25 protein-coding genes are annotated in these 26,797 nt (G+C 69.9%); 12 read left to right on the plus strand and 13 right to left on the minus strand.

The window, feature by feature from the left end; genetic code table 11:
• Positions 1–22: 22 nt before the first annotated feature.
• The 6 genes from ACIO52_RS31390 to ACIO52_RS31415 all read left to right on the plus strand — a co-directional run bounded on the left by ACIO52_RS31390 (position 23) and on the right by ACIO52_RS31415 (position 7,139).
• Positions 23–1,336, plus strand: a complete 1,314-nt coding sequence (locus ACIO52_RS31390; RefSeq protein ID WP_218716798.1) for a nicotinate phosphoribosyltransferase — start codon at positions 23–25, stop codon at positions 1,334–1,336.
• Positions 1,337–1,478: 142 nt separating this feature from the next.
• Positions 1,479–2,045, plus strand: a complete 567-nt coding sequence (locus tag ACIO52_RS31395) for an isochorismatase family protein (RefSeq protein ID WP_316573730.1) — start codon at positions 1,479–1,481, stop codon at positions 2,043–2,045.
• A 77-nt stretch (positions 2,046–2,122) separates the two neighbouring features.
• A complete protein-coding gene (locus ACIO52_RS31400) occupies positions 2,123–2,659 on the plus strand; it encodes a hypothetical protein (RefSeq protein ID WP_218716796.1) in 537 nt (178 codons plus the stop codon).
• 150 nt (positions 2,660–2,809) lie between these two features.
• On the plus strand, positions 2,810–4,855 hold the full coding sequence (locus tag ACIO52_RS31405) for an ATP-dependent DNA helicase (protein ID WP_316573728.1): 2,046 nt from the start codon (positions 2,810–2,812) through the stop codon (positions 4,853–4,855).
• A gap of 92 nt (positions 4,856–4,947) precedes the next feature.
• Complete coding sequence (locus ACIO52_RS31410) at positions 4,948–5,652, plus strand: hypothetical protein (RefSeq protein WP_316573727.1); 705 nt, start codon at positions 4,948–4,950, stop codon at positions 5,650–5,652.
• 227 nt (positions 5,653–5,879) lie between these two features.
• Positions 5,880–7,139 (plus strand): glycosyltransferase 87 family protein, encoded by a 1,260-nt coding sequence (locus ACIO52_RS31415; RefSeq protein WP_218716794.1) that lies wholly within the window; start codon positions 5,880–5,882, stop codon positions 7,137–7,139.
• 3 nt (positions 7,140–7,142) lie between these two features.
• On the opposite strand, the gene ACIO52_RS31420 is transcribed toward ACIO52_RS31415, so the two are convergent.
• The 6 genes from ACIO52_RS31420 to ACIO52_RS31445 all read right to left on the minus strand — a co-directional run bounded on the left by ACIO52_RS31420 (position 7,143) and on the right by ACIO52_RS31445 (position 13,937).
• On the minus strand, positions 7,143–7,955 hold the full coding sequence (locus ACIO52_RS31420) for a hypothetical protein (protein ID WP_218716793.1): 813 nt from the start codon (positions 7,953–7,955) through the stop codon (positions 7,143–7,145).
• A 213-nt stretch (positions 7,956–8,168) separates the two neighbouring features.
• A complete protein-coding gene (locus tag ACIO52_RS31425; protein ID WP_218716792.1) occupies positions 8,169–8,720 on the minus strand; it encodes a DoxX family protein in 552 nt (183 codons plus the stop codon).
• A 181-nt stretch (positions 8,721–8,901) separates the two neighbouring features.
• Positions 8,902–9,315 carry a hypothetical protein gene (locus ACIO52_RS31430; RefSeq protein ID WP_316573725.1) on the minus strand — a complete coding sequence of 138 codons (414 nt, stop codon included), beginning with the start codon at positions 9,313–9,315 and terminating at the stop codon, positions 8,902–8,904.
• 64 nt (positions 9,316–9,379) lie between these two features.
• Positions 9,380–10,741 (minus strand): NCS2 family permease, encoded by a 1,362-nt coding sequence (locus ACIO52_RS31435; protein WP_305082648.1) that lies wholly within the window; start codon positions 10,739–10,741, stop codon positions 9,380–9,382.
• Positions 10,742–10,838: 97 nt separating this feature from the next.
• Complete coding sequence (gene glgP / locus ACIO52_RS31440) at positions 10,839–13,409, minus strand: alpha-glucan family phosphorylase (RefSeq protein WP_402648929.1); 2,571 nt, start codon at positions 13,407–13,409, stop codon at positions 10,839–10,841.
• Positions 13,410–13,496: 87 nt separating this feature from the next.
• Positions 13,497–13,937 (minus strand): VOC family protein, encoded by a 441-nt coding sequence (locus ACIO52_RS31445; RefSeq protein ID WP_402648932.1) that lies wholly within the window; start codon positions 13,935–13,937, stop codon positions 13,497–13,499.
• 78 nt (positions 13,938–14,015) lie between these two features.
• On the opposite strand from ACIO52_RS31445, the gene ACIO52_RS31450 reads away from it, so the two are divergent.
• The 4 genes from ACIO52_RS31450 (at position 14,016) to glgB (ending at position 19,664) form a co-directional block, all read left to right on the plus strand.
• Positions 14,016–14,606: a TetR/AcrR family transcriptional regulator gene (locus tag ACIO52_RS31450; protein WP_218716788.1), complete on the plus strand. Its 591-nt coding sequence runs from the start codon at positions 14,016–14,018 to the stop codon at positions 14,604–14,606.
• 174 nt (positions 14,607–14,780) lie between these two features.
• Positions 14,781–15,425: a LysE family translocator gene (locus ACIO52_RS31455; RefSeq protein WP_402648935.1), complete on the plus strand. Its 645-nt coding sequence runs from the start codon at positions 14,781–14,783 to the stop codon at positions 15,423–15,425.
• A gap of 82 nt (positions 15,426–15,507) precedes the next feature.
• Positions 15,508–17,508 (plus strand): alpha-1,4-glucan--maltose-1-phosphate maltosyltransferase, encoded by a 2,001-nt coding sequence (locus ACIO52_RS31460; RefSeq protein ID WP_316573721.1) that lies wholly within the window; start codon positions 15,508–15,510, stop codon positions 17,506–17,508.
• Positions 17,508–19,664, plus strand: coding sequence for a 1,4-alpha-glucan branching protein GlgB (gene glgB, locus ACIO52_RS31465; RefSeq protein WP_402648938.1), 2,157 nt, complete (start codon positions 17,508–17,510; stop codon positions 19,662–19,664). The genes ACIO52_RS31460 and glgB overlap by 1 nt, the downstream gene beginning before the upstream one ends.
• Here the strand turns inward: glgB and ACIO52_RS31470 are convergent.
• From ACIO52_RS31470 to ACIO52_RS31490, 5 genes are all read right to left on the minus strand, one after another.
• Complete coding sequence (locus ACIO52_RS31470; RefSeq protein ID WP_402648941.1) at positions 19,661–20,053, minus strand: nitroreductase/quinone reductase family protein; 393 nt, start codon at positions 20,051–20,053, stop codon at positions 19,661–19,663. The two genes, glgB and ACIO52_RS31470, sit on opposite strands and share 4 nt — an antisense overlap.
• 27 nt (positions 20,054–20,080) lie before the next feature.
• Complete coding sequence (locus ACIO52_RS31475; RefSeq protein WP_402648943.1) at positions 20,081–21,166, minus strand: class I SAM-dependent methyltransferase; 1,086 nt, start codon at positions 21,164–21,166, stop codon at positions 20,081–20,083.
• A gap of 103 nt (positions 21,167–21,269) precedes the next feature.
• Positions 21,270–22,133 (minus strand): tetratricopeptide repeat protein, encoded by an 864-nt coding sequence (locus ACIO52_RS31480; RefSeq protein ID WP_218716811.1) that lies wholly within the window; start codon positions 22,131–22,133, stop codon positions 21,270–21,272.
• A gap of 61 nt (positions 22,134–22,194) precedes the next feature.
• Positions 22,195–22,572 carry a DUF3817 domain-containing protein gene (locus tag ACIO52_RS31485; protein WP_218716782.1) on the minus strand — a complete coding sequence of 126 codons (378 nt, stop codon included), beginning with the start codon at positions 22,570–22,572 and terminating at the stop codon, positions 22,195–22,197.
• A gap of 94 nt (positions 22,573–22,666) precedes the next feature.
• Positions 22,667–23,851 (minus strand): acetyl-CoA C-acetyltransferase, encoded by a 1,185-nt coding sequence (locus ACIO52_RS31490; protein WP_218716781.1) that lies wholly within the window; start codon positions 23,849–23,851, stop codon positions 22,667–22,669.
• 126 nt (positions 23,852–23,977) lie between these two features.
• On the opposite strand from ACIO52_RS31490, the gene mce reads away from it, so the two are divergent.
• Both mce and ACIO52_RS31500 read left to right on the plus strand, forming a co-directional pair.
• Positions 23,978–24,439 carry a methylmalonyl-CoA epimerase gene (mce, locus tag ACIO52_RS31495; protein ID WP_218716780.1) on the plus strand — a complete coding sequence of 154 codons (462 nt, stop codon included), beginning with the start codon at positions 23,978–23,980 and terminating at the stop codon, positions 24,437–24,439.
• Positions 24,440–24,525: 86 nt separating this feature from the next.
• On the plus strand, positions 24,526–25,533 hold the full coding sequence (locus ACIO52_RS31500) for a hypothetical protein (RefSeq protein ID WP_030204204.1): 1,008 nt from the start codon (positions 24,526–24,528) through the stop codon (positions 25,531–25,533).
• 98 nt (positions 25,534–25,631) lie between these two features.
• Here the strand turns inward: ACIO52_RS31500 and ACIO52_RS31505 are convergent, their stop codons facing one another.
• Positions 25,632–25,922, minus strand: a complete 291-nt coding sequence (locus tag ACIO52_RS31505) for an ATP/GTP-binding protein (protein ID WP_218716779.1) — start codon at positions 25,920–25,922, stop codon at positions 25,632–25,634.
• Positions 25,923–25,932: 10 nt separating this feature from the next.
• The gene (nucS, locus tag ACIO52_RS31510) at positions 25,933–26,676 is read right to left on the minus strand and encodes an endonuclease NucS (RefSeq protein ID WP_218716778.1); all 744 of its coding nucleotides are present in this window, start codon (positions 26,674–26,676) and stop codon (positions 25,933–25,935) included.
• Positions 26,677–26,797: the final 121 nt, after the last annotated feature.

Below are 26,797 nucleotides of genomic sequence, written 5' to 3' on the forward strand. Positions count from 1 at the left end.
CGCGGTGACTACAGTTTCCGGTGTGCAGATCCGTGACGAGTTCGCCAGCACCGCGCTGCTGACCGATCAGTACGAGCTGACCATGCTCGCCGCCGCCCTGGCCGACGGCTCGGCGCATCGGCAGTGCACCTTCGAGGTGTTCGCCCGGCGCTTGCCGCACGGTCGCCGCTACGGCGTGGTGGCCGGTACCGGCAGGCTGCTCGAGGCGCTGACCGATTTCCGGTTCGGTCCGGCCGAACTCGCCGTGGTCGCCCGGTTCCTCGACCCGGCCACCGTCGACTGGTTGCGGGAATATCGCTTCACCGGCGATATCGACGGTTACGCCGAGGGCGAGCTGTACTTCCCCGGCTCGCCGATCCTGTCCGTGCGCGGCAGTTTCGCCGAGTGTGTGCTGCTGGAGACGCTGGCCCTGTCGATCCTCAATCACGACAGCGCCATCGCTTCGGCGGCCGCGCGCATGGTGAGCGCGGCGGCGGGCAGGCGGATGATCGAGATGGGCTCGCGGCGCACCCACGAACTGGCCGCGCCGTCCAGTTCCCGCGCCGCCTACCTGGCCGGCTTCGACGCCACCTCCAATCTGGCGGCCGTGCGCGACTTCGGCGTGCCCGGCGCGGGCACCAGCGCGCACGCGTTCACCCTGCTGCACAGCGGCGCCGACGGCGAGCACGAGGCGGCCGCGTTCCGCAGCCAGGTCGACGCGCTCGGCGTCGGCACCACCCTGCTCGTCGACACCTTCGACATCACCCGCGGCGTCGCGACCGCGATCGAGGTCGCCGGCACCGAGCTGGGCGGCGTGCGGATCGATTCCGGCGATCTCGGTGTGCTGGCCAGGCAGGTCCGCGACCAGCTCGACGGCCTCGGCGCCACCGGCACCCGCATCGTGGTCTCCGGCGATCTGGACGAGTACGCGATCGCGGCCCTGCGCGCCGAACCGGTCGACGTCTACGGCGTCGGCACCTCACTGGTCACCGGTTCCGGTGCCCCGACCGCGGGCATGGTCTACAAGCTGGTCGAGGTCGACGGCGTCCCGGTGGCCAAGCGCAGCAGTCACAAGCAGTCGCGCGGCGGCACCAAGAAGGCGTTGCGGCTGGCCCGCGCGACCGGCACGATCGTCGAGGAGATCGTCTACCCCGCCGACGGAGAAACCCCGGCCACCAACGGTTTCCAGGCCAGGGAGCTGCTGGTGCCGCTGGTTCGCAAGGGCACGGTGGTCGACGGCGTCGCGACGCTGGCGCAGAGCCGGGAGCTGGTCGCGCGCGGGCTGGTCAGCCTGCCGTGGGAGGGGCTCAAGCTGTCGGCGGGCGAGCCCGCGGTGCCGACGACGTTCCTGGGCTGACCGCGCCACGACAGCGGCCGGAGCGACGCGGCCGAGTGGCCGTGCGGGTCGGCGCAGCGGACAATGATGTCGTCGGAGTTCCGCGCGGCACACGACGCGCCCGCACGCGCGGCTCGAACCGGTGGAGGAAGTGGAGGACGCCATGGCACGCGGTCTGGTGATCGTGGATGTGCAGAACGACTTCTGCGAGGGCGGGGCACTGGCTGTCGCGGGAGGCGCCGCGGTGGCGGCGGCCATCAGCGAGTTCGTGGCCACGCACGACTACGACGCGGTGGTCGCGACCAGGGACTACCACGTCGATCCCGGCCCGCATTTCTCCACCGAGCCCGACTACGTCGACACCTGGCCCCCGCACTGCCGGGTCGGCACGCCGGGCGCGGATTTCCACCCGGCGCTGGATCTCGGCCCGGTCCAGGAGGTCTTCTCCAAGGGCGAGTACTCCGCCGCCTACTCCGGTTTCGAAGGCGCGGCCGCCGACGGCAGCACCCTGGCGGACTGGCTGCGTGCCCGTGACATCGACCGCGTCGACGTCGTCGGCATCGCCACCGACCACTGCGTGCGCGCCACCGCGCTCGATGCCCGCGCCGCGGGGTTCGACACCCGCGTCCTGCTCGACCTCACCGCGGGCGTCGCCCCGGCGACGGTCACCGCCGCGCTGTCCACGCTGCGCGAGGCGGGCGTCGCGTTGTCGGGCGAGCTTCGCGGCTGAACTTCTGTCGCAGGCACACCCGGGGACGAGGACGGGCGACCCGCGGCGAGCGGCCGGGACGCGGCTAGCCTGCACCCATGGACTACCGATTCCCGGCGCAGGCCCGCGCCCGCCTGCGGGCGGCGCTGGCCGATCTCGACAGCATCCACGACGCCGCCGACATCGTCTTCTGGTCCAACCCCGTCACCGACGAATTGCAGCGCCGCGGCGCCGGCGCCTTCGCCGAACTCCCGCCCGCCTTCGCCCACCTGCTGGCCCTGTCGAGCCTGCACACCAGCGTCCTGGACACCGGCTTCAGCGGCTACCTGCGCACCCGTCGCGGTGAGCTCCCCTGGGCCACACGGGGTTTGCGCGCGGCGGGCATGCCACGCCTGGCCGCCGCCGCGATCCTGGCCGCCCGCGACGCCTCCCCCAGCTCCCCCGACGACGCCCTGGACCGCTTCTTCGACGACGAACACCAGACCCTGGCCAACCCGGGCCAGATCCGCCGCCCCGACGGCGCTCGCGCCGACGACCCCGACGAGATCTACGACATCAACGAACCCGCCGACTTCGAACAGCGCGTCCTCGACTACGTCCGCGACCACCTCGACGACTTCGTCCGCGAGCCCTGACCCGACCTGACGACCCGCTCCCACGACCCGACCTCGAGGAGGGTCCGCCGCGCGGCGGCGAGTCGCGGCCGCCCCGTCGATCAGGGGCCGCGACCTCGAGCGCGCCAGCGCTCCGAAAATCCTGTCCGAGGGGACCGATAAGCTGCCTGCGTGCCCGAACTTCCTCCCGTCGCCGACCTGCTCGCCACCGCCGTGCATGCCCTGGGAGGCAAGGAACGCACCGGCCAGACGACGATGGCCACCGCGGTCGACCACGCGATCGATACCAAGGAACACCTGGCGGTGCAGGCGGGAACCGGCACCGGCAAGTCGCTGGCCTACCTGGTGCCGAGTCTGCGGCACGCGGTGCGGACCGGGCGCACGGTGGTGGTCTCCACCGCGACGATCGCCCTGCAACGTCAGCTGGTCGACCGCGATCTGCCCCGGCTGGCCGACGCGCTGGCCGGGCCGCTGGGCCGGGTGCCGCAGTTCGCGATCCTCAAGGGCCGCAACAACTATCTGTGCCTGAACAAGATCAACAGCGTGATCCCGGAGGACACCGGCGGCGAGGCGGAACTGTTCGACGCGTTCGCCATCTCCAAGCTGGGCCGCGAGGTACAGCGGCTCAACGAGTGGGCCTCCGACACCGAGACCGGCGACCGCGACGAGATCGCCCCCGGCGTCAGCGACCGGGCCTGGCGCCAGGTCAGCGTGTCCTCGCGCGAATGCCTGGGCAAGACCCGCTGCCAGTTCGGCCAGGACTGCTTCGCCGAGAAGGCGCGTGCCGAATCGGCCCAGGCCGACGTGGTGGTGACCAACCACGCCCTGCTGGCCATCGACGCGATCAGCGGCATCCAGGTGCTGCCCGAACACGATGTGGTGGTGATCGACGAGGCGCACGAACTGGTCGACCGGGTCACCGGCGTCGCCACCGCCGAACTCGCCGCGACCGCGATCAGCGCCGCGGCCCGCCGCTGCACCAAGCTCATCGACGAACGCGAGGTCGACCGGCTCGAAGGCGCGGCCGAAGCGTTCCACGAGGCGCTCGAGGATCTGCCGCCCGGCCGCTGGGATCAGCTGCCCGACGGCATCGCCCCCGTCCTCGCACTGGTCCGCGACGCCGCCTGGAACGCCCGCACCGCGCTCGCGCCGCAGGGCAGCGTCAAGGCCACCGACGATCCCGACAACGCCGCGGCCCGCACGATGGCCGTGGCCGCGATCGACGACGTGCACGACGCTGCGGTGCGCACCCTCACCGCGTTCGAGGAGGCCGATCCGGCCGCGCGCCGCGATGTCATCTGGCTCTCGGCCGACGAGATCCGCGGCGTCGCGCGCCGCACCCTGCGGATGGCGCCGCTGTCGGTGGGCGGCCTGCTGCGCAGCAGACTGTTCGGCACCGCGACCGTGGTCCTCACCTCGGCCACCCTCCAGATCGGCGGCTCGTTCGACGGTCTCGCGATCACCTGGGGCCTGCCCTCGCAGTCCGGCGGCAAGGTCGACCCGGCACTGGCCAACGGCGCCACCGCGCCCGCCGACCTGGAATCGGTGCGCTGGAGTTCCCTCGACGTCGGCTCCCCGTTCGACCACGCCAAGTCCGGCATCCTCTATGTCGCCAAGCACCTGCCCGCGCCGGGTCGCGACGGCCTCGCCCCCGCCTATCTCGACGAGATCGAGCAGCTGATCACCTCCGCGGGCGGGCGCACGCTCGGCCTGTTCTCCTCGATGCGCGCCGCCAAGGCCGCTACCGAGGCGCTGCGCGAACGGCTCGACACCCCGGTGCTGTGCCAGGGCGACGACTCGATGGGCGCGCTGGTGCGCAAGTTCGCCGACGACCCGGCGACGTCGCTGTTCGGCACGCTCACGCTGTGGCAGGGCGTCGACGTACCGGGCCCGTCGCTGAGTCTGGTGATCCTGGACCGCATTCCGTTCCCCCGCCCCGACGACCCGCTGCTCACCGCCCGTCAGCGCGCGGTGGAATCGCGCGGCGGCAACGGCTTCATGACGGTGGCGGCCAACCATGCCGCGCTGCTGCTGGCCCAGGGCACCGGTCGACTGCTGCGCAGCGTCGACGATCGCGGCGTCGTCGCGATCCTCGATTCGCGGCTGGCCACCGCCCGGTACGGCGGATACCTGCGCGCTTCGCTGCCGCCGTACTGGGAGACCACCGACCCCGAGGTGGTGGCGAAGGCGCTGCGCAGGCTCACCGCGTCCGCCTGAGCTGAGGGACTTTTACGCCGAGTCCTGCAATCGACATGACCACACCCGTGAATTCACCACCGGGCGAACGCAAGTCGTGAGACCGTTGGGTGATGAAGCACCACGCCGATGGCGAGGTACTCGGCGAATTTCTGGTCAGCGCAAGATCTTTGGCCGAGTACCGCGCGATGTTTCACCTGTCCGACGACGACCTCACCGGGCGCAAGGTGCTCGATTGCCCTGGTGGCGCAGCAAGTTTCGCGGCCGAGGCGACTGCCCTGGGTGCCGTGGTCACCGCGATCGATCCAATCTACGCCCGTCCGACCACCGCACTGGCCGTCGATGCCGTCACCGAGAACGACCGCGCCGTGGCCTGGGCCGCCGCCAATGCCCACCGCTACCGCTGGGACTGGTACGGCTCCCCCGACGGCCATGCCGCCATCCGGCGTGGCGCGGCCCGGCGCTTCGCCGCCGATCTGCGCGCCGCACCCGACCGCTACATCGCCGCGAGCTTGCCCGAACTCCCGTTCCCCGACAAGTCCTTCGACCTGTCGCTGAGCTCGCACCTGCTGTTCAGCTACGCCGACCGCCTCGACGCCGAATTCCACCTGTCCGCCCTGCTCGAACTGTCCCGGGTCACCGAGGGCGAAGCCAGGCTCTACCCTCTGCTCGATTACACCGGCGCGCCCCTGGACGACCTCATCGCCCACCTCCGCACCGAACTCCACGACAAGGGCGTGCACACCGCACTGCGCAAGACCCGCTACGAGTTCCATCACGGCGCCGACACCATGCTGGTCTTGCAGCCGGCCGCGTGACCGGGCACTTCCGGGTCCGGTCGGCCGCTCCGGCGGCCGCCTTCATAGGGATCCTCTACCAAAGGCGGGCCGCACCGCGGCATCCCGGCGGGCGGGCGGTAGGTTCTTAGTCGTGCATACGATGCGAGCCGGCCGGTAGTACGGCCGTGGTGGAGAAATCTCGACGCGCGGAGCTCCCGCGCACAGTCTCGACGCTCCTCCTGCTACTCGGTACCGCCATTCTCGGCGTGACACTGCTGTTCACCACCATGGATCCGTGGATGGACAGCGGCGGCATCCTCGTCGGCGGCCTCGACGTCCACATCTACCGCGACGGCGGCTGGCGCGTGCTGCACGACCGAGCGCTCTACATCGAGCCGACGCACTACGGCCTGCTCTACACCTACACGCCGTTCTCGGCGCTGGCGTTCCTGCCGCTGGTGCTGGTGCCGTGGTCGGCGGTCACCACGACCTGGTTGGTACTCAATCTCGTCGTGTTGTTCGGCTGCGTGCTGCAGAGCTGGCGGATGCTCGGCTACCGGGTGACACCGCGCCTGGTCGTCGTCAGCGCGCTGATCATGCTGGCCTTCGTCTTCGCCGAGCCCGTACGCACCACGCTCTACTACGGGCAGATCAACCTGTGGCTCATGCTGCTCGTGCTGTGGGACTTCTCCCGCGCCGAGCACAGCAGGCTGCGCGGTCTCGGCGTCGGCATCGCCGCGGGGATCAAGCTGACGCCGCTGTTCTTCGTCGCCCAGTATCTGGCGCAGCGGCAGTGGCGTGCCGCGGCCACCGCGGCGCTCACCTTCGCCGCCACGATCGGCCTGACTGCGCTTGTCCTGCCGAGCGATTCCGCTCAGTACTGGACCTCGACGTTCTTCCAGTCCGGCCGTATCGCCCCCGATGTCCACCCCGCCAACCAGTCGCTGCGCGGGGCCATCGCCCATCTCGTCCACGGGCCTGCCCCGGTCTGGTTGTGGCTGTTGATCGCGGTCCCGATCGCGCTCGTCGCGCTGTGGCTCGCGGCCGAGCTGGTGCGCCGCGGCGAAGCGCTGCTGTCGGTGACCCTCGGCGGCCTCACCGCCTGCGCGGTCTCCCCGTATTCGTGGGGGCACCACTGGGTCTGGTTCGTGCCGCTGACGGTCTACCTGATCCATCGCGCGCAGACCCGTGGCCGCTGGTGGCTCGCCGCCGGCGGGCTCTACCTCGCCATCGCCGCGTGGACCTACACCTACACCCCCACCTGGGTCAGTGTCGGCACCTTCCTGCTGCCGCCGTGGTGGCCGGGCGCGCAGGTCATGATGAACGTCTACGTGGTCGTCTACCTGACCGTGCTGATCGGCGCCTTCCGGCTGGTCCGCTCGACGCCGCCGCGCCCACGCGTCGAACCGATCGAACCGACCATCATCGATCCCCCTGTCGCGGAAGAACTCTCCCGCGCGATCCGGCCACCGCGCGTCGCCGGCGGGGCGCACCCCGACGACGACCGCCCGGCCATGGTGGACTGAGCTCTACCCGCAGGCCCAGTCGAAGACGCCCGACTCCAGGTCGAGCTGGGCGTTGCCGCCGCCGAAGTTCATCCCGGAGATCTCCTCGATCTCCAGGTAGTACGGGGTCAGGCCCTCCGGGAGCGCCTGGACGGGGAAGGCGGTGCCGCCGAGGTGGGAGCGCCCGAACAGGGGCTCGGCCCAGTGATTCCAGCCGGAGTCCTCCGTGAGCGGATCCTGGTAGCGCGAGTTCGGGACGTACTCGACCGGCGGGATGCCGATATTGGGATCGGCGACGCGCTCGGCCAGCCAGACGCCGATAGTGGGGTGCACGTCGTCCCAGGCGTTGCAGCCCTCGTCGCTCGCGACCGGCGAACCGGGCGGGCGCACGTCGGCGGGCGGGGCGACCGGGCCCGCGGCGAATTCCGCTTCGGTCAGCCAGATCAGGGCGAACACGCCGCCGATCTCGTCGTGCAGGAGTTGCAGCTGGGAGTGCAGCCGGGTCGAGACCAGCTCGCGGGCGACGGGATCCTCGGCGGACGCGTCGGCCTGGATCGGGTCGGTCGCGTCGGCGAACTGCCCCTCACCCTGGAAGAAGGCGATGGCCGGGAACTTCGGTCCCCGGCGCTGATAGTCGGTGGGCAGCCGCAGGGTGAGCGCGTGCATCATCGGCAGCCCGGTGACCGGTCCGCGCGGCCAGGTCGCCGGATCGATCGCGGGTCCCTCGCTGCCGATCCACCCGGCGCGCACCGGCGCGTCGAGCGTCAGCGGTTCACCGCCCGGCGTCTCCGCCAGTTTGTCCGCGGAATCCCCGAAACCCAGGTCGTAAGCCTTCATCGCAGCTCTCCTCTTCGATGCGCGGACGGTGCGTGGCGCCGCGTCGACCGGCGCCGCCGACGAGGGTAATCGGTACCGGCGACAGGCGCGGGCACTGCGTGGAACCACGGGCATACGGTCGATGACGAAACGTCGCGCACCCGCGAACGACAACGGCGGCGCGGCAACCGGTTCCGGTCGCCACGCCGCCGCCGCCGTCGACGTCGGCTCGGCTCAGAGCGCGGCCTTCAGGATCAGGGTCAGCACCGCGGCGACCACGGCGACCGCCACGGCCGCGGCGCCCCAGACGACACCCTGGCGCGCCCAGGGACGCCCGGCGTCGAGCGAGAACCGGCCCGGGCCGGTGAAGGCCAGGCCCGCGGCGGCGATCGCGTAGACCAGCGGGGTCGAGTAGCCGGTCACCGACGGGTCGGCCGGGAAGAGCCCACCGGCCCACAGCACGTTGATCGCGTTGATCATGGTGCCGAGCACGATCGCGGCGGCCAGCGGCGTGAACAGACCGAAGACCAGCAGCAGACCGCCGACCAGCTCGCTGAGCCCGGCGAGGGTGCCGAAGAGGACACCGGGGTTGTAGCCCATCGCCTCGAAGCTGTCGGTGGTGGTCTGCCAGCCCATGCCGTTGAACCAGCCGAACAGTTTCTGCGCGCCGTAGGCGGCCATCAGGCCGCCGAAGCCGACGCGCAACACCAGCAGGCCGATGCCGTAGGCGGTGACCTCGTCGGCGGTGGAGGTAGCGGGAGTGGTGCGGGTAGCGGTGTCGGTCATCGTTTCCTCATCTGCGATTCGATACATGCCCGCAACCGGACCACGGTCCGGTTGCCTCTTCCGGTCACAACCCTGGGTCCGGGCCATCTATTTCACGTCGTTCCCAGCACTTCCGTGACCCTGCTCACACGAAAAACAGCAAAGGCCGCCCCGAAGGGCGGCCTTTGCGCGAGGACTCAGTTCACCACGCCATGGTCGCGTAGCCGACCAGGGCGCTCTCCGACTCCTGCGACAGCTTCCAGGTGCCGTCGATGTTCTTCCAGGTCACCGGGATCGGGTAGGTGTAGTCGCCGAGGCGGCTGTTCAGGGTGGCCGAGAGGGTGTCACCGTCGACGGTGACCGGGCCCGAGACGTCCCAGCTGTAGCCCGGGATCCGGTTGACGGTGTCGCGGACGACGGCGAGGCTGCCCGCGTTGCCCGACTCGAGCTCGGCCGAGGAGCCGTTCATGGCCGCCTGCAGCTTGCCCTGCAGTTCGCCGGCCGACGGGGTCGCCGGAGCGGCGATCGCGGCGGGAGCGGTGGCGACGACAGCCGCGGTGACCGGCGCAAAGATGGTGGCAACCGCCATCGACGCGGCAACGAGCGAGCGCTTCATAGGTAACTCTCCTTCAAGCTTGGCTAGGCTAGCCTAAGTATAGGCACACCTACGGCGGGTTCACCTACTCGACCAGGAAGAAGAAGTACCCGAGGAACAACACCATCAGCGCCCACATGGCCGGATGCACGTCCCGGTACCGGCCCCTGGCGACCATCACGATCGGGTAGAAGATCATGCCCATCGCCAGGCCGTTGGCGATCGAATAGGTCAGCGGCATCATGATCACGGTCAGGAACGCGGGCACCGAGTACTCGAGGTGCTGCCAGTCGATATCGCCCAGCGCCCGGGCCATCAGCACGCCGACGACGATCAGCGCGGGGGCGGTGACCTCGGCCGATCCGGCGATCACCGAGAAGATCGGATAGCAGAACATCGCGAGCAGGAACCAGCCCGCCGTGGTCACCGCGGTGATCCCGGTCCGCCCGCCCGCCGAGACGCCCGCCGTCGATTCCACGTACGCGGTCGTGGTGGAGGTACCGATGATCGCGCCCGCCGTGGTGCCGACCGAGTCGGCCGCCATCGCACTGCGCGCCCGCGGCAGCGTGCCGTCCTTGTTCAGCAGACCCGCCTGGTTGGCGACGCCGATGAGCGTGCCGGAGGCATCGAAGAAGTCGACGAACAGCATGGTGAGCACCACCACGATCATCTGCCCGGTGAACGCGTCGGGCAGATGGATGATCGCCTGGCCGAAGGTCTGATCCAGGCCCTTGGGCAGCTCGGCGATGCCGTCCGGAATCGCGACCAGCCCCGTCACCATGCCCAGGACGGTGGTCGCGACGATGCCGTAGAGCACCGCGCCGTGCCAGCCGATCACCAGGAAGACCACCGTCACGATCAAGCCGAACAGGGCCAGCAGCGTGGTGCCCTTGGTGAAGTCGCCGAGGGTGACCAGCGTCGCGTCGCTGTTGACCACGATGCCCGCGTTCTTCAGTCCGAGGAACGCGACGAACAGGCCGATGCCCGCGCCCACCGCGAACTTCATCTGCAGCGGGATGGCGTTGAGGATCCGTTCCCGGATCTTGGTGATCGCCAGGACGAAGAAGATGATGCCCGACAGCAAGGTGCCCGACAGGGCGACCTGCCACGGAATGCCCATACTGAGCACGACCGTGTAGGCGAAGAACGCGTTGAGGCCCATGCCGGGCGCGAGCGCGATCGGATATTTGGCCCAGATGCCCATGACCAGGGTGCCGAAGATCGCGGCCACCGCCGTCGCGGTGAACACGGCCTGCATCGGGATGCCCTTGTCGCCCAGGGCGCCCTCGTCACCGAGGATCGACGGATTCACCGCCAGCACGTAGGACATCGCCAGGAACGTGACCGTGCCCGCCATCGCCTCGCGCCGGAAGGTGGACCCGCTCGACGTGACACCGAAGTACCCGTCGAGACCCCGTCGGGCGCGGGTTAGGACATCGCTGGCCATGACACTCCAGTCCGGATTTCAGAGAAGAAGGATGCCCAGGAACGGTAGCGGAAAGTTCACTGAATCGAAGAACCCGCCGTCGGTGACACGACGCAGGTCACGCCCCCGCGACGGCCACCAGCCCCAGCTCGGCATCCGAGGCCAGCAACGCGTTGTGGGGCAGCACACGCACGGTGTAGCCGACCGCGCCCGACAGCGGCACCGGCGACTGCACGGCATACAGCTCGACGCCCTCGTCGGTGCCGGTGTGGGTCATCTCGACGGTGGTGGTGTCGGACAGGTCGTCGGTCGGCGACACTCGGCCGAGCACCGCCTGCACCACGACATCCGACGGCGCGAGCCCGCCGAGTTCGATGCGCGCCTCCAGCGACAGCTTCGCGCCGATCACCGGGGTATCGGGCAGGCCGGAACTGTCGACCTGCGCGACCCGTACCGACGGCCAGGCCGCGTCGACCCGCTTGCGGTATTCGGCGACCTGCGCCGCGCCGGCGAACCCGTCGGCGGCAGCCCGGCCGAACGCCGCGGCCGCGGGTCCGTAGTACTGCTCGGCGTAGTCGCGCACCATGCGTGAGGCCAGCACTTTGGGACTGGTGGTCTGCAGGGTGTGGCGCACCATCTCGGTCCAGCGCACCGGCACGCCCGCGGCGTCGCGGTCGTAGAAGCGGGGCGCGACGGTGCGCTCGACGAGTTCGTAGAGCGCCGAGGCCTCCAGATCGTCGCGGCGGTGCTCGTCGCGCACGCCGTCGGCGGTGGGAATCGCCCAGCCGTTCTCGCCGTCGTACATCTCGTCCCACCAGCCGTCCCGGATGGACAGGTTGAGACCGCCGTTGAGCGCGGACTTCATGCCGGAGGTGCCGCAGGCCTCGAGCGGGCGCAGCGGATTGTTCAGCCACACATCGCAACCCCAGTACAGGTAGCGGGCCATCGACATGTCGTAGTCGGGCAGGAAGACGATGCGGTGGCGCACCGCCGGATCGTCGGCGAAGCGCACGACCTGCTGGATCAGCGCCTTGCCGCCGTCGTCGGCGGGATGGCTCTTGCCCGCGACCACCAGCTGCACCGGCCGCTCGGGATCGAGCAGCAGCGCGCGCAGCCGTTCGGGGTCGCGCAGCATCAGCGTCAACCGCTTGTAGGTGGGCACGCGACGCGCGAAGCCGACGGTGAGCACCGACGGATCGAAGACCTCGTCGATCCAGCCCAGTTCCGCCTCGGCCGCGCCGCGCTGATGCCAGGAATCGCGCAGCCTGCGGCGTACCTCGTCGATCAGTACCCCGCGCAGGGTGTTTCGCGTCGACCACAGCTGCCCGAGATCGACATCGCTGAGCTTCTCCCAGCCGCGCGCCTCCTCGACCAGCTCCGGCCCGACCAGCTCGCGAGCCTTGTCGAGCCATTCCCTGGCCGCCCAGGTCGGCGCGTGCACGCCATTGGTGACCGAACCGATCGGCACCTCGGCCGCGTCGAAGCCCGGCCACAGCCCGGCGAACATGTCCCGGCTGACCTCGCCGTGCAGCTTCGAGACGCCATTGGCGCGCTGGGCCATCCGCAGACCCATGTGGGCCATGTTGAACACGGACGGATCGGCCTCCCGGCCGAAAGCCAGGATCCGATCGATGGACAGTCCGGGCAGCAGCGCGGACTCGGCTTCACCGTGCGCGCCGCCGAAGTAGCGGCGCACCAGCGGCATCGGGAACCGGTCGATCCCGGCGGGCACCGGGGTGTGCGTGGTGAACACGGTGCCGGCCCGGACCGCGGCCAGCGCGGTATCGAAATCGAGTCCGTCCGCGATGAATTCACGGATTCGTTCCACCCCGAGGAAGCCCGCGTGGCCCTCGTTCATGTGGAACACGTCGGGATCGGGCAGCCCGTTGGCGCGGGTGTAGGCGCGCACCGCGCGGACACCGCCGATGCCGGCCAGGATCTCCTGCTTGATCCGGTGATCCTGGTCGCCGCCGTAGAGCCGGTCGGTGACCGCGCGCAGTTCCGGATCGTTCTCGGCGATGTCGGAATCGAGCAGCAGCAGCGGAATCCGGCCCACCTGGGCGATCCACACCCGGGCCCGCAGCACCCGCCCCTCCGGCATGCCGACATGGATCAGCACCGGCGAACCGTCACTGGTGAGCAGCCGCAGCGGCAGACCCTGCGGGTCCAGCGCCGGGTAGTGCTCCATCTGCCAGCCGTCGGCCGACAGCGACTGCCGGAAGTACCCGGACCGGTACAGCAGCCCGACGCCGATCAGCGGCAGCCCCAGGTCGGAGGCGGCCTTGAGATGGTCACCGGCCAGGATGCCCAGGCCGCCGGAGTAGTTCGGCAGCACCTCGGTGACACCGAACTCCATCGAGAAATAGGCGATCCCCGCGACCGTGGTCCCGGTCTGCTGCTGGAACCAGCGCGGCCGGGCCAGATAGTCGCGCAGCCCCTCGGCGGCGGCATCCACCCGGGCGAGATAGGCGGGATCGGCGGCGAGCGCGTCGAGGCGCTCGGCGGGCACCTCCCCCAGCATCCGCACCGGATCCTGGCCGACCGCGCGCCACAGCTCGGGGTCGAGTTCGGCGAACAGATCCTGCGTCGGGCCGTGCCACGACCAGCGCAGGTTCGTCGACAACTCGCCCAGCGCGGTGAGCCGCTCCGGCAAATGGGCACGGACAGTGAACCGACGAAGTGCCTTCACCCGGCAACCGTACCGCTGTTCGGCCGCTCCGCGAATTCTTACGAGCCGTCCGGGAACACGACCGGTCGGCCCGTGTTGTGAGCGGAATCAGTGGGACGCGGCGGGTTCCTGGGTGAACTGCGCGGCGAACTCCGGGGTGGGCGGGACCTCCGTGATGACGTCGATGAGGACGCCCGAGGGGTCGGCGACGATGAAATGGCGCTGGCCGAAGTCCTCGGTGCGGAGGGGAAGTTCGGGGTGCAGGCCACCGGATTCGACCAGGCGCTGCCATTCGGCGTCGACGTCGTCGACCTCGAAGTTCAGGACCAGGCCCTGGACCGGCTTGCCGTAGCCCGCGGGGATGGTCGGGTGGGTGGGGTCGAGGAGGGCCAATTCGTAGGCGGGCTCGCCGTCGCGGGCCGGGCGACGCAGGCTGACGTACCAGTCCGCCTCGAAGGTGATCTCGAAGCCGAACCAGCGGGTGTAGAAGTCGCGGGATTCCGCGATCCGGGAGGTGCCGAGGACCGGGTAGAAGCTGCTCAGTGCCATGACTTTCCTTTCACATACCGATGGTATGTGTCGTAGGCTAGCTGACATACCGACGGTAGGTCAACGGAAGGACGGTGCATGACATCCACGGCGCGGGCCCAGCAGCGCGAGGAGACGCGGCGGGCGCTGGTGGCGCAGAGCAGGCGGCTGTTCGCGGCGAAAGGCTATGCGGCCGTGGGCCTGTCGGAGATCGTGGCGGCATCGGGAGTCACCAAAGGCGCGCTGTACCACCATTTCGACAGCAAGGCCGAGCTGTTCCGGGCGGTCCTCACCCAGGTGCAGCAGGAGGTCGGCGAGCAGGTCGCGGCCGCCGCCGACGCCGAGCCCGATCCGTGGACCCAGCTGACCAGCGGATGCGCCGCGTTCCTGCGGGCCTGCGCCGACCCCCTGGTCCAGCGGATCATGCTGATCGACGGCCCCGCCGTCCTCGGCTGGCACGAATGGCGCGCCCTGGACGAGGCCAATTCCGCCCGGCACCTGCACGAGGCACTGGAATCGCTGGTCGGCGCGGGCATCCTGGTACCCCAGCCGATCGCTCCCCTGACCCGACTGCTCTCCGGCGCCATGAACGAAGCCGCCCTCTGGCTCGCCACCACCCCCGACACCGACGCGCTCCCCGACACCATCACCGCGCTGGACCGGCTCCTCGCCGGACTGCGCACCGCCTGACCCACCGCCGCTCCCCGGACCGCGCCGACGGGGCGCGCTTCGACCCTCACCACGCCCGATCCGGGTGCGCCGACCGGCTGCCGCGGGGCACAGCCCGCCGCCATCGACCCGCGTGTCGGGTGAGCGCCACAAAACCGATGGCCGCCACCGTCGACCCCATGCCACCATGCAGCGATGCCGTACTGGGTCGATGTCCTGCCCGAATTCCTGGTCGCCTCGCTGATCCTGGCCGCGCTGCCGGGTCCGGCGACGGCGCTGTTCCTGCAGCGCTCGGTGCGCGACGGCAGACGCGCGGGACTGGCCGCGGTCGCGGGCAACGAGATCGGCGTGCTGGGCTGGACGCTCGCGGGCGGGACCGGGCTGTCGATCCTGCTGGCGGCGAACCGGTGGCTGAACACGGCGATGCACGTCGTCGGCGCGGCGGTGCTGATCTGGCTCGGCGTCCAGGCCTGGCGCCACGCCCGCGGCGCCGACGACGATTTCGGCGCCGCCCTGACCGCGAAACTCCCCGGCGGCAACACCCCCGCCGCCGCGTTCCGCGCCTCCTTGATCTCGATCGCCGCCAACCCCAAGGCCGCGGTCTTCGGCATCACGATCCTGCCGCAGTTCCTGCCGAGCGAGGGCCCGGTGCTGCCCACCCTGCTGATCCTGGCCACCATCCAGGTGATCCTGGACGGCGCCTGGTGCGTCGCGGTGGTCCTGGCCGCCGACCGGGCGGGTACCTGGCTGCGGCGCGCCGCGATCCGCCGACGCGTGGAACGGAGCCTCGCCGCGATCTTGGTCGCCCTCGGCCTCGGCCTCGCCGCCGACGCCCGCTGACGGGAGGTCGGCCGCGTTCTCGGCTGATCAGTGGGCTGCGGCGCTCAGCGCCCGGTCGCCGGAAATGCAGTAGGTTTGTGCGGTGACCGGCCGGATTGCCATAGATGACATCGCCCCGTCCATCCCCGGCGGCCGCCCGGCCAAGGCCGCCGTCGGCGAGGTGTTTCCCGTCCGCGCCGTGGTGTGGCGCGAGGGGCACGATGCCGTGGCGGCGACGCTGGCGGTGCGCGCGCCCGGCTCGTCGCGGATCACGCGCCTGCGGATGACGCCCGACTACGAGCCCGACGTCTTCAACGGCCTGTTCACCCCGCACACCCCTGGCGTGTGGACCTTCCGTATCGAGGGCTGGAGCGATCCGATCGCCACCTGGCGCTCGGCCGTGGAGGCCAAGCTGGCGGTCGGCCAGACCGCCCTCGACCTGGCCAACGATCTCGAGATCGGCGCCACCCTGTTCGAACGGGCCGCCCAGGCGGTGCCGAAGAAGCAGTTCGAACGGTTGCGCGCCGCCGCCACCGCCCTGCGCGGCGACGAGCAACTGCCCGCCCGGGTCGCGCCGGCGTTCAGCGAGGAGGTCGCCGAGATCCTGCGCGCGACCCCGCTGCGCGAGATGGTCACCCGCGGCGCCCAGCAATCGGTGCTGGTCGAGCGCAGGCGCGCGCTGGTCGGCTCGTGGTACGAGTTCTTCCCGCGCTCGACCGGCGGACGCGATGCCGACGGCAAGCCGGTGCACGGCACCTTCGCCACCGCCGCCCGCGAACTCCCCCGCATCGCCGGGATGGGCTTCGATGTCGTCTATCTGCCGCCGATCCACCCCGTCGGCGAGATCAATCGCAAGGGCCGCAACAACGCGCTCACCACCGAACCGGGCGACGTCGGTTCGCCGTGGGCCATCGGCTCGGCCGACGGCGGCCACGACACCACCAACCCGCTGCTCGGCACCGAAGCCGATTTCGTCGACTTCGTCGCCACCGCGACGGATCTCGGCCTCGAGGTCGCGATCGACCTGGCCCTGCAATGCGCGCCCGACCACCCGTGGGTGCGGGCGCATCCGGAGTGGTTCACCACCCTGCCCGACGGCACCATCGCCTTCGCGGAGAACCCGCCGAAGAAGTACCAGGACATCTACCCGGTCAACTTCGACAACGACCCCGACGGCCTCTACGCCGAGGTGCTGCGGGTGGTCCGGCACTGGATCGGCTTGGGCGTCACCATCTTCCGCGTCGACAACCCGCACACCAAGCCCGCCGACTTCTGGGAGTGGCTGATCGCGCAGGTGCGCCGCACCGACCCCGACGTGATCTTCCTGTCCGAGGCGTTCACCCGCCCGGCCCGGCTCTACGGACTCGCGCGACGCGGGTTCAGCCAGTCCTACACCTACTTCACCTGGCGCGTGTTCAAGTGGGAGCTGGCCGAATTCGGCGCCGAACTCGCCGCCAAGGCCGACGAGGCCAGGCCGAACCTGTTCGTGAACACCCCCGACATCCTGCACGAGAGCCTGCAGCACGGCGGACCGGGCATGTTCGCCCTGCGCGCCGTCCTGGCCGCGACACTCGCGCCCACCTGGGGCGTGTACTCCGGCTACGAGCTGTTCGAGCACGAGGCCGTGCGCCCCGGCAGCGAGGAGTACCTGGACTCGGAGAAATACGAACTGCGCCCCCGCGATTTCACCGGCGCGCTGGCCCGCGGCGAGTCCCTGGAACCGTGGCTGACCAGGCTCAACGAGATCCGTCGTGCCCATCCCGCGCTACAGCAGTTGCGCTGCATCCACTTCCACGAGATCGACAACGACGCGCTGCTGGCCTACTCCAAGATCGATCCGGCCTCCGGCGACGCGGTGCTGGTGATCGTCAACCTGAACCCCTACGGCGCCGAGCAGGGCCACATCTCGCTCGACCTGCCCGCGATCGGCCGCGAGTGGCACGACCACCCGGTGGTCTTCGACGAGGTCAGCGGCGAGGAATACCACTGGGGCCAGCACAATTTCGTGCGGCTCGATCCCGCCAGGGCGCCCGCGCACATTCTCGCCCTGCCCGCCGTGCCCGCGGCCGCCCGTGCTCCGCTGGCCTATCGCCGGACGTTCTGATGAAACGCCGCGACCTGATGCTGCTGGCAGCGGGCACCCACCCCGACCCGCACACCGTCCTGGGCGCGCACCCGCACCCGGACGGCACCGCGGTGCGGGTGCTGCGCCCACACGCCGACTCGGTGACGATCCTGGTCGGCGGCGCCGAACATCCGCTGAAGTCACTGGGGCACGGCGTGTTCGCCGCCGTCCTGCCGTATCCGCAGGTCGACGACTACCGCGTGCGCACCGCCTACCCCGGCGGTCAGACGGTGATCACCGCCGACGGCTACCGCTTCCTGCCCACCGTCGGCGAATTCGACCTGCACCTCATCGGCGAGGGCCGCCATACCCGGCTGTGGGAAGTGCTCGGCGCGCACCCACGCCACTACACCACCCTCGACGGCGACGTCGACGGCACCTCGTTCGCCGTGTGGGCGCCGAATGCCCGCGGCGTCACCGTCTTCGGCGATTTCGACCACTGGAGCGGCAGTTCCGCGCCGATGCGCGCGCTCGGATCGTCCGGGGTGTGGGAGGTGTTCGTGCCCGGTGTCGGGCCGGGCACGCGCTACAAGTACCGGGTACACGGCGCCGACGGCCGGGTCGTCGATCACGCCGACCCGCTGGCCTTCGCGACCGAGGTCCCGCCGGCGACCGCCTCGGTGGTCAGCCGCGCCGACCACATGTGGACCGACAGCGCCTGGCTGGACCGCCGTGCCGCCGCCGACGCCACCCGCTCCCCCATGAGCGTCTACGAGGTGCACCTCGGCTCGTGGCGCCCCGGCCTCGGTTATCGCGAAGTGGCCGAACAGCTGGCCGATTACGTGCGCGCGACCGGGTTCACCCACGTCGAACTGCTGCCGGTCGCCGAACACCCGTTCGGCGGATCCTGGGGCTACCAGGTCACCTCCTACTACGCCCCCACCTCCCGCTTCGGCACCCCCGACGACTTCCGCTGGTTCGTCGACCACCTGCACAACGCCGGGATCGGCGTGCTGCTCGACTGGGTGCCCGCGCACTTCCCGCGCGACGAATGGGCGCTGGCCCGCTTCGACGGCACCCCGCTCTACGAGCACCCCGACCCCCGTCGTGGCGAGCAACTCGATTGGGGCACTTACGTTTTCGACTTCGGCCGCAACGAGGTGCGCAACTTCCTGGTGGCCAATGCCGCCTTCTGGATCGAGGAGTTCCACATCGACGGCCTACGCGTCGACGCGGTCGCCTCCATGCTCTACCTGGACTACTCGCGCCCCGAGGGCGGCTGGGAGCCGAACATCTACGGCGGCCGGGAGAATCTGGAAGCCGTCGACTTCCTCCAGGAACTCAACGACACCGTGCACCGCGCGTATCCCGGCGTGGTGACCGTCGCCGAGGAGTCGACCACCTGGCCCGGTGTCACCCGCGGCACCGACGTCGGTGGTCTCGGGTTCACCATGAAGTGGAACATGGGCTGGATGCACGACACCCTCGGCTACCTGGGCCGCGACCCGATCCACCGGTCCTGGCACCACAACGAGATGACGTTCTCGCTGGTCTACGCGTGGAGCGAGAACTACGTGCTGCCGATCAGCCACGACGAGGTCGTGCACGGCAAGGGCACGCTCTGGACGCGGATGCCCGGCGACGACTTCGCCAAGGCGAGCGGCGTGCGCGCGCTGCTGGCCTACATGTGGGCACACCCCGGCAAGCAGCTGCTGTTCATGGGCCAGGAGTTCGGCCAGTTCCGGGAGTGGGACAACGATCGCGGCCTGGACTGGCAGGAACTGGAAAACCCGCTGCACCAGGGCATCTCGACCATGATCGGCGATCTCAACCGCACCTACACCGCGCACCCGGCACTGTGGAGTCAGGACACCACGCCCGGCGGGCACTCCTGGATCGAGGCCGACGACAGCGCCGCGAACGTCTTCGCGTTCCTGCGCTGGGGCGCCGACGGCAGCGCGGTCGCCTGCGTCTTCAACTTCTCCGGGTCGACCAGGGAGAACTACCGGATCGGCCTGCCGCACACCGGCGTCTGGCGCGAGGTCCTCAACACCGACGCCCAGGAGTACGGCGGATCCGGCGTCGGCAACCTCGGCGGGGTGCGGGCCGAGGACACCCCGTGGCACGGCCGTCCCGCCTCGGCCACCGTCACCATGGCCGCCAACAGCGCGGTCTGGCTGGCCGCCGAGCGCTAGTCGGCCAGATCGATCCGGATCGTCAGCAGGTCGGTGCCGACCGCGCGCACGGCGGCGCTGTTGTGACGCGGCAGCTCGCGCAGCCGGGCGCGCGGGTCGTCGTCGGGCACCAGGTGGGCGACGCCGCGGTGCCAGCGCCCCCGTAGCCGCACCCGGACCCGGTTGTCGGCCAGGATGTTGCGGACATACTGTGAGCGCTCGCCGAATTCGCAGACCAGCCAGAACTGGTCGCCGACACGGCGCCCGCCGATCGGCGTGGTCCGCGGCTGCCCGCTCACCCGCCCGGTGGTCTCGAGCAGTTGATGGCGGGGCAGTCGACGCACGACCACGTTGAGAGGCCGCTGGAACGCGGTCACGATCCGATGCTGAATGTCCTTCTTGGAGCCCATGTTCCGACCGTAGCAGCGGCCGGCGCCTCAGCCCTTGCGCGCGATGTAGTAGGTATTGAGCGGGTCGCCGTCGACGTGACTGGTGCTGACCTCGGTGAAGCCGGCGTCGGCGAGCATCGACAGCGCGCGCTGTTCGCCCCACACCGTGCCGAGCCCGTCCCCGCCCTGGCCCAGCGACACCGACATGCAATGCATCGTCGACACCGCGTACAGGAACGGACCGAGCGGCAGGTCCAGGTTCTCCTCCAGCCTGCTGGAGGCATGCACGTCCACCATCAGGAAGACACCGTCCGGACGCAGCGCGGCCGCGATGTTGGCCAGTACCTCGGCCGGATGCGCCTGGTCGTGGATCGCGTCGAAGACGGTGATCAGATCACACGATTCCGGTGCGTCGAGCGCGGCGACGTCCTGCACGACGAACTCCACATTGCGCAGGCCGATCGCTCGCGCCTCGGCCCTGGCCGCTTCGATCGCGTCCAGGGAGAAGTCGTAGCCGGTGAACCGGCTCGCCGGGAACGCCCGCGCCATCAGGTTCACCGCGTGCCCGCTGCCGCAGGCGATGTCGGCCACGTCCATCCCCATCAGCAGCCGATCGGTGAGGCCGGGCGCCATCGGCAGGATCACCTGGATCAGCGCGGCGTCGAACACTTCGGCGCTCTCCTCGGCCATCAGCGCGTGGAACCGGACATAGTCCTCGTAGGCCAGGCCGCCCCCGATCCGGAATCGTTCGACGATCTTGGGTTCCACCTCGCCGAGCTGGGCGATGAACTGCATGACGCGGGCCAGGTTGTCCGGGCCGGCGGCCCTGGTCAGGCTCGCCGCGTGCGCGGGCGGCAGGGTGTAGGTGGCGGTCGGCGGGTCGTAGCGCACGATGCCCGCGGTGGTGACGGCGCCGAGCCACTCCCGCACGTAGCGCTCGTTCAGGTTCGCCGCCGCGGCGAGCTCCTGGCTGGTCGCGCCGGGGTTGGCCGCCATGGTGTCGAACAGTCCGACCTGGTGGCCCATGCTGATCATCAGCGCGGTGCTCGCGTGGTCGAGCACCTCGATCATCGTTCCCGCGAAGGCTTCCACCTCGGCTTGATCGACCGAGCCCGAGTGGTCGAGTGAGGTCATGTCGTTCTCCTCGAGTCAGCTCGCGGCCGGTGCCGCGGGTCTACCCGGGGATACGACGAGGCCGCCCCGGCAGTTCAGCCGGGACGGCCTCGGATCTCGTGCGTCAGTACAGTGCGGTGGCCAGCTTGCGCCGGGCCGCGACCACGAAGGGCTCGGCCGGGTCGAACAGCTCGAACAGTTCGAGCAGCCGGGTGCGGGCCCTGGTGCGGTCCTCGCCCGCGGTGCGCTTGATGGCGGCGATGATCCGCTCGAACGCGGCCTCGGGGCGCTGCTCGAGCAGTTCCACATCGGCGGCGTCGAGGGCGGCGTCCAGGTTCGCCGGGTCGGCGTCGGCGGTGGCGACCACGGCCGGATCGAGCTGCTGGGCCCTGGTCAGGAAGCGCAGCTGGCGCAGGGCCGCCTTGGCTTCCTCGTTGCCGGGCTCCTCGGTCAGGATCGCCTCGTAGGCCGCCTCGGCGCCGGCGATGTCACCCTCGGCGAGCGCGTCCTCGGCGGCGGTGAAGCGCGGGTCCTCGACCTCGGGCGCCGCGCCGGCGGCGTTCGGGTCGCCCTCGAGTTTGCCCGCGGTCGCGTCCAGCACCGCGTCGATCCACTGGCGGACCTGCGCCTCGGGCTGGGCGCCCTCGAAATCGGCCAGCGGCTGCCCGCCCGCCACCGCGATCACCGTGGGGATGCCCTGCACCCGCAGCGCCTGCACGATGTTCATGTTCGCTTCGGCTTCGATGGCGGCCAGGTCCCAGCCGCCGCGATCGTCGGCGTTGAGCCGCTCGAGCGTGCGGATCAGCTCGACGCTGCCCGGGCTGCGCTGCGAGAACAGCGCGACCACGACGGGCACCTGCATCGAGCGCCGGATGACCTTGGCTTCGAAATCCGCCTCGGTGACCATATGGTTCCCCGGGGCCGCAGCCGCCCCGCCGGGAGCGGCGGGCGGCTGCTTCAGCGCGGACAGATCCACCGCGCCGGACATGGCGGCGGCGACGGCGGGCGAAGGACGACGGGCAGCGGGTCGAGTCACGCTTTCCAGTTTGTCACGAAGCCGTCGGCGCGGCTGCCGGGGAGCCCTTGCTCGCGTCGGCGCTCAGTTCGCCCAGCTGACCGGTCCGCACGGCCCAGATCTCGAAGGCCACGGTGAACAGCGGCGGAATGCTCGACGCCAGCGCCAGCACGGTGGTCTTCCAGCCCCAGTTCAGCTCCCGCGCGGCCAGCAGCGCGGTGATGACGAACAGGACGAAGATCGCGCCGTGTACCGGGCCGAAGATCTTCACGCCGATCTCGTTGCCCTCGGCGGGCAGGTACTTGAACGCCATACCGGTCAGCAGACCGATCCACGACAGCGCTTCGAGCACCGCGAAGAACCGGAAACGACTGGCAGTGGACCGCAGATCGAAGAAACCCATACCAGCCATTGTGCAGCATGATCTACGACACCACGTAGTTGGACCGCTCACACGCACGGGCCCCGCGCTCGACAGCGCGGGGCCCGTGCGTACGGACGAAAAATCAGGCGGGCACGCGGATGATCAGCGCGTCGCCCTGACCGCCGCCACCGCACAGCGCGGCGGCGCCGACGCCGCCACCGCGACGCTTCAGCTCCAGCGCCAGGTGCAGCAGGATGCGCGCACCCGACATGCCCAGCGGGTGGCCGATGGAGATGGCGCCACCGTTGACGTTGACCTTCTCCGGGTCGAAACCCAGCTTCTTGGTCGAGGACACCCCGACGGCCGCGAAGGCCTCGTTGATCTCGATCAGGTCCAGGTCGGCAGGGGTGATGCCCTCCTTCGCGCACGCGGCGAGGATGGCGTTGGCCGGCTGATCCTGCAGGGTCGAGTCCGGACCGGCGACCTGACCGGCGGCGCCGATCTCGGCGATCCACTCCAGACCCAGCTCCTCGGCCTTGGCCTTGCTCATCACGATCACCGCGGCCGCGCCGTCGGAGATCTGCGAGGCGGTGCCCGCGGTCACGGTGCCGTCCTTGCGGAAGGCCGGACGCAGCTTGCCCAGCGACTCGACGGTGGTGTCGGCGCGGATGCCCTCGTCCTCGCTGACGTAGATCGGGTCGCCCTTGCGCTGCGGCACGGCGACCGGCACGACCTCGTCGGTGAACAGCCCGTTCTTCCACGCGGCGGCGGCACGCTGGTGCGAAGCCGCGGCCAGCGCGTCCTGCTCCTCGCGGCTGACCTTGTCCAGGTCGTTGCGGTCCTCGGTCAGCAGACCCATCGCCTGATCGGTGATCACGTCGTGCAGGCCGTCGTAGGCCATGTGGTCGACCAGGGTGGTGTCGCCGTACTTGTGGCCCTCACGGCTCTTGGGCAGCAGGTGCGGGGTCTGGCTCATCGACTCCATGCCGCCGGCCACGACGATCTCGTGCTCCCCGGCGCGGATCAGCTGATCGGCCAGCGCGATCGCGTTGATGCCCGACAGGCAGACCTTGTTGATCAGCAGCGAGGGCACATCCATCGGAATGCCCGCGGCGATCGCCGCCTGGCGGGCGGGCAGCTGCCCGGCACCGGCCTGCAGCACCTGACCGAGGATGACGTAGTCGACCTGCTCGGGCGCCACACCACCCTTCTCCAGCGCCGCCTTGATCGCCACACCGGCCAGATCCGAGGCCTTGAAGTCCTTCAGACCGCCCAGGAGCCTGCCGACCGGGGTACGCGCACCGGACACGATGACAGAAGTCGTCACGAAAGCCTCGCATTCATTGAGTCGAACCTCGCCGCGACGCACACAGCAGTGCACGTCAAGGGTTGCACTCAACGGTAACCGGTATCGGAGCACACCCGGCAGGCAGGTACGCGCTAGCTTCGAGGGGTGAGCAACGACAACATCATCCCCGCCGACTACGTCATCGCCGTCGACCACGTCGGCATCGCCGTGCCCGACCTGGACGCCGCCGTCGCCTGGTACACCGACAATCTCGGCATGGTCGAGACCCACCGCGAGGTCAACGAGGCCCAGGGCGTCGTCGAGGCGATGCTGTCGTGCCCCGCCGCGGCCGATCGCGCGACCGCCCTGCAGTTGCTGGCCCCGCTGACCCCGGAGTCCACCATCGCCAAGTTCATCGACCGCAGCGGACCGGGTCTGCAGCAGCTGGCCTATCGGGTCACCGATATCGAGGCGGTTTCGGCCTTCCTACGCGGCCGCGGCCTGCGTTTGCTGTACGAAGCCCCTCGTCACGGCACCGCGGATTCGCGCATCAACTTCATCCATCCGAAGGATGCTGGCGGTGTGCTGGTGGAGCTTGTCGAGCCGAACCCGAATGTTACGCACTAGTAGGCGGATACGGTTGGTAAATCTCGGCGAGATCACAATCACGGTCGAGTCTCCATAGGCTCGCTCGAGGCTGTATTTTGTGTGCCATGTCGTCACCTGAGTCCGATCGCAATCGCTTCGTTGCACTGCCCTTCACCGTTGTGCGCAAGGGTTATGCGCAAGACGAGGTGCGCAACTACTTCGACCGCTTCGACGCCGAGCTCCGCGTCACCGCCACCGACCGGGATGCTGCCGCCGCGCAGGCCCGGAATCTCGCCAGCCAGCTGGAAGACGCGCGGGACGAGATCGACGAGCTCCGCAAGGAGGTCGACCGGCTTTCCGTGCCGCCGACCACCGCCGAAGGAATGTCCGACCGTATCTCGCGCATGCTGCGCCTGGCCTCGGACGAAGCGTCCGAGGTCCGTGCGCTGGCGCAGGCCGAAGCCGCCGAGATGGTGTCGATCGCCGAGCAGCAGGCCACCGAGATGCGTGGCAAGTACGAGTCGCTGCTCGCGGAGACCAAGGAGAAGCGCGAGGCGCTCGAGATCGAGTTCGAGCAAACCCTCGCGAACGCGCGCACCGAGTCCGCCAAGATCATCGAGGCCGCGCAGGCCGATGTGGAACGTCTCGGCAAGGAAGCCGAGGCCAAGCGCAAGGCCACCCAGCAGGACTTCGAGGCCACCATGAACGATCGGCGCACCAAGCTGACTCGTGCCATGGAGGAGCTCGAGGCCACCAGTCGCGCCGAGGCCGCCCAGCGGATCAAGGACGCGACCGACGAGTCGAACCGTCTCATCAGCTCCGCCACCCAGACCTCCGAGCGCAAGATCGCGCACGCGAAGGAACTGGCCGAGGAGATGCGCGTGCTGCGCGGCCGGGTCCTGGCCCAGCTGCTCGGTATCCGTGGTCAGCTCGACTCGGTGCCCGCCATGCTCGCCGCGGTCAACCGCGAGAGCGAGCTGCTCGACGGCGCCCCCGAGCGCAAGTCGATCAGCAACAACGGCAACAACAAGTCCGTGTCGGGCTCCCGCCAGACCAAGGCCATCCCCGAGGTCGCCGACGCCGACGAGGACATCGTCGACGAGGACCGCGAGAGCGCCGACATCAGCAACTGACGTCGGACCCGCGACGACATTGCTCCACCCTCATAGTTGAAGAACCGAAGGCCGCCTCGAATGTTCGAGGCGGCCTTCGGTTTTCGTGGTGTCCGGGCTCAGGACCAGCGGCGGGTGATGCCACGGGTGCGCCTGCCGTTCCAGCAGCCCTGGTGCCAATGTCTACGGTCGTCCTCGCCGCCGTCGACGGCCCAGGCGACGATATGGGCGACCCCGGGCGCGATCTCGTGGTCGCAACCCGGACACCGGTAGGTCTTGACCGCCCTGGCGCCGGGAACGGTACGGACGATGTAGGTCTCCTCGCCCGGCCCGTCCTCGGTCCGCCCGTAGACGTCACCGATCGGCGCGGGCTCGCTACGTCGCCCTGAGCGAGGTTTACGTCGCGGCATGGTTCTCAGCCTAGAAGAGGCGGAAAACGTTGCTCTCCGTGCCACGCAGCTCGTCGTAATCGAGCGTGAGGCAGCGGATTCCCCGGTCCTCGGCCAGCGTTCGCGCCTGCGGCTTGATCTGCTGGGCCGCGAACACGCCGGCGACCGGCGCCAGCAGCGGATCGCGATTGAGCAGTTCGAGGTAGCGGGTGAGCTGTTCGACGCCGTCGATCTCGCCGCGCCGCTTGATCTCCACCGCCACGGTCGCGCCGTCGGCGTCACGGCACAGCAGGTCCACCGGGCCGATGGCGGTCATGTACTCGCGCCGGATGAGGGTGTACCCCTCGCCGAGCTTCGTCACGTGTTCGGCCAGCAGTTCCTGCAGGTGCGCTTCCACGCCGTCCTTCACCAGGCCGGGATCGATGCCGAGCTCGTGCGAGGAATCGTGCTCGATGTCCTCGATGGAGATGCGCAGTTCCTCGCCGGCCTTGTTGGTCACCACCCACAGCGCCTTGATGTTGTCCGGCACCGCGGTCTTGTTCTCCCGCAGCGGCGTCACGCCGTCGGGCAGCTCCGCGGGGACCAGGGTCGCGATATCGCGCTCCTCCAGCCAGCACGGCGGGCTCATCCAGTTCAGCGGCTTGTACGAGCCGCCATCGGAGTGCACGAGCACCGAGCCGTCGGCCTTGATCAGCAGCAACCGGCGAGCCATCGGAAGGTGGGCGGTCAGTCGGCCGACGTAGTCGACCTGGCAACGAGCAATGACAAGGCGCACCCAAGCACTGTAGGTGACGGGTCCGGGAACGCAAAAAGGCCCTCCAACCGTAGTTGGAGGGCCTTTCGCAATGATGTTCCGGCGGTGTCCTACTCTCCCACACCCTGTCGAGTGCAGTACC

The organism is Nocardia sp. NPDC087230 (assembly GCF_044744725.1).
Classification (GTDB): domain Bacteria; phylum Actinomycetota; class Actinomycetes; order Mycobacteriales; family Mycobacteriaceae; genus Nocardia; species Nocardia canadensis.